The organism is Pseudonocardia sp. ICBG601, from assembly GCF_020496245.1.
This window is the reverse complement of record NZ_JAHLJA010000148.1, coordinates 3201692-3213514: the sequence shown is the minus strand read 5'-3', so window position 1 is coordinate 3213514 and position 11823 is coordinate 3201692. Positions and strand designations below refer to the sequence as shown.

Here is an 11823-nt window from a genome sequence, read left to right as displayed (position 1 = left end):
GGGCGCGCGTCATCGACGTACCTTCCTCGGGATTCCTCGTCCCGGGTGGGGCGGCGCGGCGGGCGGGCGCAGTGTCTGGCTCCCCCCTTGCAGCGGCCAGGGGGTCACAGTGGCGGGACCGCGCCGGACTCGCACCGGCTTCCTGGTTCCCGCTCGCCGTCTTCGGTTGTCGTGAGCCACCATCGGTGGCGGCCACCGGTCACGTCAAGGAGCGCTCGACCAGGGTGGTGATCCGCACGTGCGACGGCGTGGCGGGCGCCGAGCCGAACCCGAACCGGACCGGCGGTGCGACCGGGGCGAGCGCGCCGCAGTCGCCGTCGTCCCAGCGGGCCGAGGCGGCGAGGACCCGGTGCAGGTCACGGGCCCCGTAGTACTCGCGACGGCCGTTGCCCGCGGTGCCGACGGTCCGCACCCCGGGCAGCACCCGCCGGGCGAACGGGTCGATCGCCCGCAGCCACCACGGGTGCACCGCGAGCGCACCGGGGACCGCGCGCAGGAGCCGGCCGAGCGGCGGGCGCCCGCCGACCCGCCAGCTGACCTGCACCGGACCGGCGACGACCCGGCGCCGGTCGTCGTGGGCGGTGTGGGTCACCGGCACGATCCGGACCTCGTCGAAGGTGTAGGTGGCCGCGACGAACGCGGCGACCTCCTCGCTCGGGGCGAGCAGGGTGCGGTGCCCGTCGGCGGACTCGGTCATGACATCGGTGAACGACCCCAGCGGCGTGTCCGGCCAGTGGCCGACGACGATCCGGCGGCCCGACGTCGTGCCCAGGCCGGAGATCCAGCCGTCGAAGCGGTCGATGACGTGGGAGCCGACGGTGCGCACCCTGCCATCAGAGCCGATCGGCGGCGTTCCCGCCCGGGGACGCCTCGTCCACCCGAGCGGCCGGCGGCCGTCGTTCAGCCCAGCCGACGCCCGTCCGCGGCGAACAGGTGGGTGCGCTCCGGGTCCGGCACGAGGTGCAGCCCCGTCCCCCGGGCCGGTGGCCGGCGGCCGTCGACCCGGGCGACCAGGGGGTGCTCGGCACCGTCGATCCGGGCGCGGCCGTAGACGTAGGCGTCCGCGCCGAGCTCCTCGACCAGGTCGACCTCGACCGGGATGCCGTCGTCGGCCGGGCGCAGGTCCTCGGGCCGGATGCCGACGGTCACCGCGTGCCCGGCGTCGTCGCGGACCGGACGCGGCACCGGGACGGTGACCCCGCCCAGCACCACGCCGTCCCCGGTCACCGGCAGGTCCAGCAGGTTCATCGCCGGGGAGCCGATGAAGCCCGCGACGAAGACGTTCGCCGGGCGGTCGTAGAGCTCACCGGGGGCGGCGCACTGCTGGAGCACGCCGTCGCGCAGCACGGCGACCCGGTCCCCCATCGTCATGGCCTCGACCTGGTCGTGGGTGACGTAGACGGTGGTGACGCCCAGGCGCCGCTGCAGTGACGCGATCTGGGTGCGCGTCTGCACGCGCAGCTTGGCGTCCAGGTTCGACAGCGGCTCGTCCATGAGGAAGACCTGCGGCTGACGGACGATCGCGCGGCCCATCGCGACCCGCTGCCGCTGCCCGCCCGACAGCGCCTTCGGCCGTCGCCCGAGGTACTGCTCGAGGTCCAGGATCCGGCCCGCCTCGGCGACCCGGCGGGAGATCTCCGACTTTCCGACGCCGGCCATCCTCAGTGCGAAGCCCATGTTGTCGGCGACGGTCATGTGCGGGTAGAGCGCGTAGTTCTGGAACACCATGGCGATGTCGCGTTCCTTGGGCGCGACCCCGGTGACGTCGCGCTCGCCGATGCGGATGTGGCCGCCGTCGACGTCCTCCAGCCCGGCGAGCATCCGCAGCGATGTGGTCTTGCCGCAGCCGGACGGCCCGACCAGGACGAGGAACTCGCCGTCGGCGATCTCGAGGTCGAGGGCGTCCACCGCCGCCCGGGGCGATCCCGGGTAGCGGCGGGTCACCGCGTCGTAGGTCACGCCGGCCATGGTGGTGCTCCTTCGGTGTCGGGGGCGGTCTCGCGGTACAGCTCGGGCCTGCGGTCGCGCAGGACGTGGTTGTGCCCGGTGAGGTGCTTGTCGCGCGCCCGTGCCGGGTCGAGCACGGCGGTCAGGAGCCCGGGCTCCCCCGGCGGCGGCCCGCCGGGGCCGGCCACCAGGTTCCCGTCGGCGTCGGCGACCACCGCGGCCCCGAACCAGGCGACCCCGCGCTCGGTGCCGCACCGGTCCGCGGCCACGACGTGCACCCGGTAGGTCCCCGCGACGGCACGGACCTTCGCCACCTCCAGCGGGTCCTGCCCGTCGGGGGTCGGCCGCCACGGCCAGTTCACCGGCGCCGCGACGATCTCGGCGCCGTCCTCTGCGGCCCGGCGGACCCACTCCGGGAACTCCAGGTCGTAGCAGACCAGCGGGGCGATCCGGCCGGCCGCGGTCGCCACCACCGGCGGCGGGGCGTCACCGGGGGTGAACAGCTCCCGCTCCCGGTCCCAGAGGTGGACCTTGCGGTAGGACGCGCGCAGCACGCCGTCCTCGACCACGACGGCGGTGTCGTACACCCGGCCGTCGGCACCGAGCTCGGCCAGACCGGCCACGACCACGCAGCCCGTCTCCGCGGACAGCGCCGCGAACCGCCCGACGGTCGGGCCGTCGAGCGGCTCGGCGGCGGCCCGCGCCTCGGCGGCGTCGGCGAAGGCGTAGCCGCAGACGGTGAGCTCGGGCAGCACGACGAGCCGGGCGCCCGCGGCGACGGCCTCGCGCACCGCACGCTCGGCGACCGCCGGGTCCGGCGCGTCGATCCGCGCCGGGATCCGGCACGCCGCCACGGTCACCGGTCCGCCGGGGCCCGCCGGAGCGGTCACCGGGCCGTCGGCGCCCGCCACCGCCACGGGCACCGTGGGCTCCCTCGCCGGTCCCGCCCCCGTGGGGCCCGTCGCCGACATCCCGGCCGTCCTCAGTCGTCCTCGGCCGCGAACGCCAGCACGGCGGCCGGTGCGAGGTAGCCGTCGGCGTCGAGGACCCGGCCCCGGTCACGGGCACCGGCCACGACCTCGCGCGCCCACTCGTGCCGGACCCGGCCGTCGCCACCGGTGACCACCAGCAGCTCCGCGGTGCCGGGGGCGGCGGCCCGGCCGTCGTCGGCGTCGAGCGCCGTCATCGACCGCCAGGCACCGGGCGGCACCGAGAGGGTGTCCCGCGGGCCGAGCTCGACGGTGCGCGCGTCGTCGCCGGTGTTGACGGTGACCGCCCAGTGCCCGGCCTTCACCGTCAGCACCTGGGTCGCGTCGTGCCGGTGGGTGAGCACGCCGTCCCCGGGCAGGGCGCGCAGCCACGCCAGCGCGAACCCGTGCGGGTCGAGGAGCCGCGGTGCCGCGGCCCGGCTCTCCGCGGTGCCCCAGCCGATGACCGGGGCGAGCTCGGCGCCACCGCCGGGCAGCCGCGAGCACAGGTAGGGCTCGGCGACCCACGGCCGGTCGGCGGCGTGCACCACGCGGCCGCGGAACTGCTCGGCGGTGTAGACGTCGAGCCGGTCGATCTCGGCCTGCTCCATCGGCCGGATCAGCGCGACGTCGTCGGGCAGCGGGTCCCCGGCGACGGTGTCGATGAGCCGGTTGTCCGCGGTGAGGTGCAGGCCGTGACCGGCGGCCTCGGCCAGGACCGTGGGGCCCCAGATTATGCCGCCGGTGTCGTCGCGGCCCAGGACGGTGAGCAGGATGCCGTCGTCGTCGCCGACGTTGGTGAAGCCGCGGAAGATCCACGGCGGGACCGAGACGATGTCGCCGTCGACGCTGCGGTAGGTGCCCTGCGTGCCGTCCGGGCCCCAGCGCAGCTGGTAGTCGCCGTCGAGGTTGATGAAGACCTCGGCGGTGAAGTGCAGGTGCAGGCTGTTCGTGGTGCCGTGCGGCATGCCCGCCGCACCGAGGTTGAAGCCGTGCGGCTCACGGAGGTTGACGTGCTGGGACGCGTTCTGCGTGACCCCGGGGCCGATGAAGGAGTAGTTGTCCTTGCGGTCCGAGCCCGGGGTGCGGCAGTCGATGAACGCGGCCCTGCACGGGACCCAGTCCGCGTGCCGGACGGTGCGGCGGACGAGCTCGTCCGCGCTGACCACCGTGTCGTGCATGTCGGTGCTCCGGTCAGTAGATGTTGGTGTCGGTGAACGCCTCGGTCCGGCCGGCGTCGATCTGCGCGCGCAGCGCGATCTCGTCGAACACCCGGACCTCCTTGACGATGCGGCCGCCCTGGACCAGGAACTGCGAGACGCCGAGCAGCTCCACCTCGCCCCCGGTGAGCGGACCGAACGCCGGTGTCCCGCGGTAGGTCCCGCGCATCACCCAGGTCACCGCGATCCGCAGGCCGGCGTAGCGCTCGGCGTGGTTCGTCTGGACGTCGCGGACCTCGAACCGGGCGTCCGGGAACGGTGCGACGAGCGCGAGCAGGTCGCGCTGGTAGCCGTCCGGACGCACGACGGTCTGGTCCCCGACGGTGTGCAGGAACAGGTCACGGTGCATGTAGTCGGTGACCTTCTGGTACCGCCGGGAGTTCCAGACCTCCTCGAGGAACTCCAGCACCATCTCGCACTCGGGCCGGAAGTCGTCCGGCCGCGGGCCGCTGTCGCCGACGGCGAGCACGTCCTTGGGCGGCTGCTCGGTCATCGAGCCCTGGTAGCCGCGGAACCGCTGCGCCCGGGCCGCCTCGGCCGGGTCGATGCCCTGCTGCAGGCAGCTCGCGAGCTCGTCACGGACCACCCACTCCTCCACCATGCGGCCGCGCCGGTAGAGGCAGTTGGCGATGGTGCGCTTGCGGATCCGCTTCACGACGCCGTCGACGAGGATCTCGTCGGCGGAGAAGACCAGGTGCGAGCTCAGGAACGCGTCGTCGCCGCGGGCCTCCCACACCACGTCCTCCGCCTGGCCGACGTGCTGCGGGGTGCCTGCGATGCGCATCAGGCTGCCCTCGATCACCCCGTCGCGGCCGACGACGGTGCCGAGACCGCCGTGCACGATCGAGTCCGGCTCGTAGTTGTCGACGATGTAGGACACGTCCCGCTGGACCCAGATCCGGTCGGTCACCTCGCGGATGAAGTCGTCCGGGTCGTTGTAGGGCTCGTACGCGACCGGGTCGAGCGTCATGGTGGTCCTTCCTCGTCGGCTCCGTGTGCCATGACTGTATGCGTATGCACAACCGACGGGCAAGGGCCCCGCGGGGATTTCCGTCGACGGGAGCGGCTACGCCCGGGGCGCGGCCACGGTGGCGCGGGCGACGTAGTGCGTCGGGTACACGACGTGCCGCGGCTCGGCCCCGGGGTCGGTCAGCCGGGCGACGACCAGACGCGCGGACTCCCGGGCGACCTCGTCGAGGTCGTAGGCGACGGTGCTGAGCCGGACCAGGGCCCAGCGTGAGGTGGGCAGGTCGTCGAAGCCGACCACCGAGGTGTGACCGGGCACCGGGACGCCGGCCTCCGCGGCCGCGTCGAGCGCCCCGAGCGCGACGACGTCGTTGCCGCACAGCAGCAGCGTCGGACCACCGGCCCGCTCGTGCAGCGTGCGGAACCCCTCGCGACCGGTCGCGAAGTCGAACGGGCCGTGCAGGACGTCGCGCTGGGCGAGCGCCAGCCCGTGCTCGTCGAGCACCGTGCGGACGACCTGCTCGCGCAGCTCACCGGTACTGGTGTTGCGCGGCCCGAAGATGGCCCCGATCCGGGTGTGGCCCAGGCGGACGGCCTCCCCGAGCACCTCGCGCACGCCCTGCTCGGGGTCCACGGTCACCGCGTCGGCGGCCACGCTGGGCGCGGTCCGGTTCAAATAGACGAACGGCACGCCGCGGTCGCGCAGCCGGGCGGGCTGGATGGAGTCCACCGTCGTCGTCGACAGCACCACCCCGGCCAGGCCGTGCGCGGCGACCCGCTCGGGGAGCGGCGCGGTCCCGGCCGACTCGGTGATCAGCACGAGCTCGTGGCCGAGGGCCTCCAGCTCGTGGTGCAGCGGGCCGATCATGTTCGCGTAGAACTGGTTCTCCAGGTCGGCGACGACCAGCCCGATCCGGTTCGAGCGGCCCACCGACAGCGCGCGCCCGATCGCGTTGGTCGAGTAACCCAGCGCCAGGGCCGCCTCGCGGACCCTGCGCTTGGTCGCCTCGGAGACCCGGGGGTGGTCGGTGAGCGCGCGCGACACCGTCGGCTGCGAGACCCCGGCGAGCCTCGCCACGTCGCGACTGGTGACCATGTCCGCCCTTCCCCCGACCGCGCGCCGAGCCTAGTGCGCGCCGGGTCGCACCCTTGACAGCGGCGCGTCACCACCGTTCACTGCTGAGCCGTAGCGCATACGTATGCTATGCCCAGGGAGGACGGAATGCCGCAGGAACTGAAGAGTGCGACGGGGTCGGCTCCGCGTCGCAGCGACGAGGGCGTCGCCGCACGGGTGCGTGCGATCGTGGACGACGTACGGACACGCGGCGACGCGGCGGTGCGGGAGTGCGCGGACCGGTTCGACGGCCGCGCCCCGGAGCGCCTGACCCCCGCGCGGGTCGACGAGCTGGTCGCGTCGCTGCCGCAGCAGGTCGTCGACGACATCCGGTTCGTGCAGGACCAGGTACGCGGGTTCGCGCGGGTGCAGCGGGAGTCCCTGCACGACGTCGAGGTCGAGACCCTGCCCGGCGTGGTCCTCGGGCACCGGCACGTCCCGGTCGGCTCGGCGGGTGCGTACGTGCCCGGTGGGCGGTACCCGCTGACGGCGTCGGCACACATGACGATCGTGACCGCGAAGGCCGCGGGGGTGCCGCACGTGGTCGCGTGCACGCCCCCGATCCGCGGCGAGGTCCCGGCGGCGACGGTGGCGGCGATGCACCTGGCCGGCGCCGACGAGATCCACGTCCTCGGCGGGGTCCAGGCCGTCGCGGCGATGGCGCTGGGCACCGAGTCGGTCTCCCCGGTCGACATGCTGGCCGGGCCGGGCAACGCCTATGTGGCGGAGGCGAAGCGGCAGCTCTTCGGCGAGGTCGGCATCGACCTGTTCGCCGGTCCCACCGAGATCCTCGTCGTCGCCGACGACACCGCGGACCCGCTGACCGTCGCCGTCGACCTGCTGTCGCAGGCCGAGCACGGCCCGGACTCCCCCGCCGTGCTCGTCACGACCTCCGCGACGCTGGGCCGGGCCGTGCTCGACCTAGTCGGGCGGCTGCTGCCGGGCCTGCCCACGAACGACCTGGCCGGGCCCGCGTGGCACGACCACGGCCGGATCGTGGTCTGCGACGACGCCGACGAGATGTGGCGGGTCGCCGACGACCTCGCCTCCGAGCACGTCCAGGTCCTCACCGCCGAGCCCCGCGACGCCCTGGAGCGGATGCGCAACTACGGTGCGCTGTTCCTCGGGGAGAACACCTGCGTGTCCTACGGGGACAAGGTGATCGGCACGAACCACGTGCTCCCGACGCTCGGTGCCGCGCGCTACACGGGCGGGCTGTGGGTCGGCAAGTACCTCAAGACCTGCACCTACCAGGAGGTCCGCGACCCCGCGGCGAGCGCCGAGCTCGGCCGGGTGTGCGGGCGCGCGTCGCGGGTGGAGCTGTTCGAGGGGCACGCCCGCTCCGGGGACCTGCGGGCCTGGCGGCACGGCGGCGACCGGTTCGGCTGGCTCGACGACGTCACGGCCGCCACCCCGGCCGCACCGGCGGCCGGGTCGTGAGCCGACCGGTCACGGGCCGCATCGCGCTGGTGACCGGCGGCGGCAGCGGGCTGGGTGCGGCGATCGCGTCGCACCTGGCCCGTGCCGGGGCGCGGGTCGTGCTGGCCGGGCGGCGTGCCGACGCCCTCGCCGCGACCGCGGCCCGGCTCGGGCCCGCCGCCCGGGCCGAGGTGTGCGACGTCGCCGACCCGGACTCCGTCGCGGACCTGGCGGCCCGGCTCGCCGACGAGGAGGTCTCGATCGTCGTCAACAACGCCGGGATCGCCGGTCCGGTGGCCCCGCTGGTCGAGGTGACCCCGCAGGAGTGGGACGAGGTGTTCGCGGTGAACGTGCGCGGCACCTACCTTGTGTGCCGGGCGTTCCTGCCCCCGATGCTCGACCGCGGCGACGGCGACGTGGTCAACGTGGCCTCGGTGTCCGGCAAGCGGCCGCTGGCCCGGCGCACGCCCTACTGCGCGTCGAAGACGGCGGTGCTCGGACTGACCTCGACGCTCGCGTTCGAGGCCGGACCGGCCGGGGTGCGGGTCAACGCGCTGTCCCCCGGCCCCGTCGAGGGCGACCGGATGGACCGGAACTTCGCTCTGGAGGCGCAGCGGACCGGCACCGACGTCGCCGCGGCGCGTGCGGCGTTCGTCGGGCGGGCCGCGCTCGGCCGGATGATCACCGCCGACGAGGTGGGCGCGGCCGTCGTCGCGATGCTCGCCATGCCGGGGCTGTCCGGCGCCGACGTCGACCTGTCCGCCGGGATGATCGCGTGAGGGCACGGGTCGCCGCCGGGGAGCGGCTCGCCGGGGCGCTGGTGCGGATGCCCTGCGAGGAGATCGTGGAGATGCTCGCCGTCGCCGGCCTGGACTTCGTGCTGATCGACTGCGAGCACGGGCCGGCCGACGTGTCGATGCTGCGCACCCACATCGCGTTCGCCGACGCACACGGCCTGCCGGTGCTCGTCCGCCCCGGCGAGGACGAGCACCACCTGGCCCAGCGCGCCCTCGACCAGGGCGCCCGCGGGATCGTCGCCCCGCACGTGGAGGACGCCGCACAGGCCACGGCACTGGTGCGGGCGCTGCGCTATCCCCCGCACGGCACACGGGGATTCGCGACCTACCCGCGGGCGGGGAGGTTCGGCAGCGTCACCGCCGAGCAGCATCGCGCGGCGGCTGAGGACGTGCTGGTCGTGGCGATGCTGGAGTCGCCCGGCGCCCTCGCGCGCGCCGGGGAGATCGTCGGCGTGGACGGGATCGACGGCTGGCTCGTCGGCGTCGCGGACCTGGGTGCGTCCTGCACGGGCACCGACCCGTCCGTCGCCGGGATGCTGGAGTCGGTGCGCGCCGACCCGGCGGTCCGGGACGCCGTACGGGCCGACCTGGCGGGTTCGGCGGATGCGGCCGCGGCGTCGTTCGCGGGTGGGGCGCAGCTGGTGGTCTACAACCTGACCGCGGTCATGATGGCGTCGTTCCGGGAGCTGGCCGCGGCGACGGGCTGAGCCGGCGTGATCGCCACGAGCGAGGGTTCCGGTGCCATGGACGGCACCGGAACCCTCGCTCGTGCTGATCGTGCGGACAGGTGGGCGCCTCGGCTCCCGACCTCGAGGTGATCCGCGCTGCGCGCGCAGGGCCGGTCGTCGCGCGCGTCCCGACACGCGCGAACAGCCGATCACCGCGCGGGCGTCGGATCAGCACGCGACCACGGGACCACTGCCCGGGCGTCGGGCTCATCGATCAGCGGGCGGAGCGACCGGTGCACCTCGGCCAGCCAGTCCCCCGCCAGCGTCGCCACCGTGTCCGCGGCCTCGACCGGGAGCAGGTGACCGGCGCCCGGCAGCACGTGCAGCCGGGCGCCCGGCACCAGCCCGGCGATCTCGGTATGCCGCTCGACCGGGCACAACCGGTCCCGCTCCCCGGCGAGCACCAGGGTCGGAACCGCGACGGTGGCCAGGGCGGGGCGCTCGTCGACCCGGGTGTCCTGCAGCCGCAGCTGGGCCGCGAGCCGCCGCTCCCCCGTCTCGTCGGCCATCCGCAGTGCGGTGTCGTCGTGCGACCGGTCGTGCAGCAGCAGCTCCAGGGGCTGCAGGGCGCGGGCGGGGGCGCCGTCGTCGAGCCGCGTGAGCGCAGCGGCCCAGCCCGCGCGCTGCCCGGGCGTCGGCGGACGGGCGTTGGTCGCCATCAGGCACAGCCCGACGACCCGGTCCGGGGCCCGTCGGGTCAGCGCCATCGCGACGATGCCGCCCAGGCTGAGCCCGGCGAGGACGAACCGGTCGGGCAACGCGGCCAGCAGCGCGTCGACCTGCCCGTCGAGGTCGGGACGGTCGAGCACCGGGTGCAGGGCCCCGGCCCCCGCCGGGCCCCACAGCCGCGCCGAGCAGTTCATGCCCGGCAGCAGGACCAGCGGCGGGGTGTCGGACACCGCTCAGCCCTTGACCGAGCCCGCGCCCAGCCCGGCCACCAGGTAGCGCTGGGCGACGAAGGCGAACCCGATCACCGGCAGGGTCAGCAGGATCGCGGCGGCGCCGGCCTGCTGCAGCATCGGCAGCGTCTGGCCCAGCTGGGTGGCGATGAAGACCGGGACGGTGCGGGCGACGACGTCGGTGAGGACGTTCGCCGTCAGGTACTCCTGGAACGCGAACAGGAACATGAAGATCCCCGCGGTCAGGATGCCCGGCCCCATCAGCGGCACCATGACGCGCCACAAGATCTGGAACCGGCTGCAACCGTCGAGCATCGCGGCCTCGTCGAGCTCCTTGGGGATCTCGGCGAAGAAGTTGCGCAGCAGCCAGATCGAGAACGGCTGGTTGATCGCCACCAGTGCGGCGGCGACGGCGAAGGTCGTGTCGTAGATCCCCAGCGAGCGCGACAGCTCGTACATCGGCAGGACGACCGCGAAGCGGGGCAGCGCGCGGAAGATCAGCGCGGCGATGAGCAGCGCGACCGAGACCCAGCCCGGGTAGCGCGACAGCGCGTAGGCGGCCGGGATGCCGATGAGCAGCGCGACCACCGTGCTGATCAGGGCGACCACCAGCGTGTTGAGCAGATATCGGTAGAACTCGGTGGTCTGCCACAGGTCGACGAACGCGGTGAACGTGGGCTCCCAGGTGAACACCGGCGGGTCGAGGAAGGCGACGTCGGTCGGTTTGGTGACCGACATGGCCGTCCACAGCACCGGGCTCAGCATCACCCAGCAGATCACCAGCAGCAGGCCGCCGACCAGCACGGTCCGCCCGCGTGGGCGGCGGCGGGCCGGGGCGGGGCCGGCGTCGTCGGACAGGCCGGGGGTGGTGGCGGGCGGGGCGGTCTGCACGCTGCTCACTGGCGGGCCTCCTTGGCCATGTCCCGGATGAACGGGGAGAGCAACAGCACGATCAGGACGATCAGCAGCACGTTGATCGCGCTGCCGAGCCCCAGCTGCTGGCCGCCGTCCTGGAAGGCGATGTTGTAGATGTAGAGCATGATCGACTCGTTGCCGATCTGCGGTGCCTGCGGCGAGAGCGGGACGAGCTGGTCGAACGTCCGCAGCACGTCCATGATCGAGATGATCGAGACGAAGGTGAGGACGCCCCGGATGCTCGGCACGATCACGTGCCAGTGCACCCGCCAGCCGGTGGCGCCGTCGATCCGGGCCGCCTCGACGATCTCCCCCGGGACGCCCTGCAACCCGGCGAGGATCACCAGCATGGCGAACGGCAGCATGAACCAGACCGTGTTGAGACCGATCATCACCCGGTTCGCCCACGGCTCGGTGAACCAGAGGATCTCGGCCCCGGTGAGCTCGGTGATCAGGTAGTCGACGACGCCGCCGAAGTTGGAGTCGAACAGCCAGGAGAACATCGTCGCGCCGACGACGTTGGGCACGACGTAGGACACCAGGAGCACGCCGAGCACCCAGGGGCGGGACCGGCCGAGCCCGTTGACCAGCACGGCGAGCAGGTAGCCCCCGACCAGCAGGACGGCGACGACGGCGACGGTCAGGCCGACGGTGAACAGCACCGCCCGCCCGAGCCGGGGGTCGGACAGGGCCTGGGCGTAGTTGTCCAGGCCGAGGAAGGTGCCGGGTTCGCCGTAGTTGACCCGCTGCAGGCTCCACTCCACGGTCTTGTAGAGCGGGAACAGCAGCAGGCCGAGCATCACCAGCAGGCTCGGGGAGACCAGTCCCAGGAACTCGCGCCTGCGCATGA

General features: G+C 74.1%; 12 protein-coding genes and 1 riboswitch. Of the genes, 3 read left to right on the top strand and 9 right to left on the bottom strand.

Annotation, left to right across the window (positions count from 1 at the left end):
• Positions 1 to 69: 69 nt before the first annotated feature.
• Positions 70 to 149, bottom strand: a riboswitch (cobalamin riboswitch).
• A 50-nt stretch (positions 150 to 199) separates the two neighbouring features.
• From KPL57_RS44725 to KPL57_RS44700, 6 genes are all read right to left on the bottom strand, one after another.
• Entirely contained in the window at positions 200 to 826 is a 627-nt protein-coding gene (locus tag KPL57_RS44725; RefSeq protein ID WP_226356423.1) for a hypothetical protein, read from the bottom strand.
• Between the two features lie 74 nt (positions 827 to 900).
• Positions 901 to 1968 (bottom strand): ABC transporter ATP-binding protein, encoded by a 1068-nt coding sequence (locus tag KPL57_RS44720; protein ID WP_226356422.1) that lies wholly within the window; start codon positions 1966 to 1968, stop codon positions 901 to 903.
• Positions 1956 to 2870, bottom strand: a complete 915-nt coding sequence (locus KPL57_RS44715; RefSeq protein ID WP_226356421.1) for a nitrilase-related carbon-nitrogen hydrolase — start codon at positions 2868 to 2870, stop codon at positions 1956 to 1958. The genes KPL57_RS44720 and KPL57_RS44715 overlap by 13 nt, the downstream gene beginning before the upstream one ends.
• A 59-nt stretch (positions 2871 to 2929) precedes the next feature.
• Positions 2930 to 4096 (bottom strand): hypothetical protein, encoded by a 1167-nt coding sequence (locus tag KPL57_RS44710; protein WP_226356420.1) that lies wholly within the window; start codon positions 4094 to 4096, stop codon positions 2930 to 2932.
• A gap of 13 nt (positions 4097 to 4109) precedes the next feature.
• A complete protein-coding gene (locus KPL57_RS44705; RefSeq protein ID WP_226356419.1) occupies positions 4110 to 5105 on the bottom strand; it encodes an ester cyclase in 996 nt (331 codons plus the stop codon).
• A 96-nt stretch (positions 5106 to 5201) separates the two neighbouring features.
• A complete protein-coding gene (locus tag KPL57_RS44700) occupies positions 5202 to 6197 on the bottom strand; it encodes a LacI family DNA-binding transcriptional regulator (protein WP_226356418.1) in 996 nt (331 codons plus the stop codon).
• A 126-nt stretch (positions 6198 to 6323) separates the two neighbouring features.
• On the opposite strand from KPL57_RS44700, the gene hisD reads away from it, so the two are divergent.
• The 3 genes from hisD to KPL57_RS44685 are packed head-to-tail and all read left to right on the top strand — an operon-like array spanning position 6324 to position 9138.
• Positions 6324 to 7655 (top strand): histidinol dehydrogenase, encoded by a 1332-nt coding sequence (hisD, locus tag KPL57_RS44695; RefSeq protein ID WP_226356417.1) that lies wholly within the window; start codon positions 6324 to 6326, stop codon positions 7653 to 7655.
• Complete coding sequence (locus KPL57_RS44690; RefSeq protein WP_226356416.1) at positions 7652 to 8413, top strand: SDR family NAD(P)-dependent oxidoreductase; 762 nt, start codon at positions 7652 to 7654, stop codon at positions 8411 to 8413. Before hisD ends, KPL57_RS44690 begins: the two co-directional genes overlap by 4 nt.
• Positions 8410 to 9138, top strand: a complete 729-nt coding sequence (locus KPL57_RS44685; protein ID WP_226356415.1) for an HpcH/HpaI aldolase/citrate lyase family protein — start codon at positions 8410 to 8412, stop codon at positions 9136 to 9138. The genes KPL57_RS44690 and KPL57_RS44685 overlap by 4 nt, the downstream gene beginning before the upstream one ends.
• A gap of 170 nt (positions 9139 to 9308) precedes the next feature.
• Here the strand turns inward: KPL57_RS44685 and KPL57_RS44680 are convergent, their stop codons facing one another.
• The 3 genes from KPL57_RS44680 to KPL57_RS44670 are packed head-to-tail and all read right to left on the bottom strand — an operon-like array spanning position 9309 to position 11821.
• Entirely contained in the window at positions 9309 to 10058 is a 750-nt protein-coding gene (locus tag KPL57_RS44680; protein ID WP_226356414.1) for an alpha/beta fold hydrolase, read from the bottom strand.
• Between the two features lie 3 nt (positions 10059 to 10061).
• Positions 10062 to 10958, bottom strand: coding sequence for a carbohydrate ABC transporter permease (locus KPL57_RS44675; RefSeq protein ID WP_226356413.1), 897 nt, complete (start codon positions 10956 to 10958; stop codon positions 10062 to 10064).
• Positions 10955 to 11821, bottom strand: a complete 867-nt coding sequence (locus KPL57_RS44670) for a carbohydrate ABC transporter permease (RefSeq protein WP_060712432.1) — start codon at positions 11819 to 11821, stop codon at positions 10955 to 10957. The genes KPL57_RS44675 and KPL57_RS44670 overlap by 4 nt, the downstream gene beginning before the upstream one ends.
• Positions 11822 to 11823 lie beyond the last annotated feature (2 nt).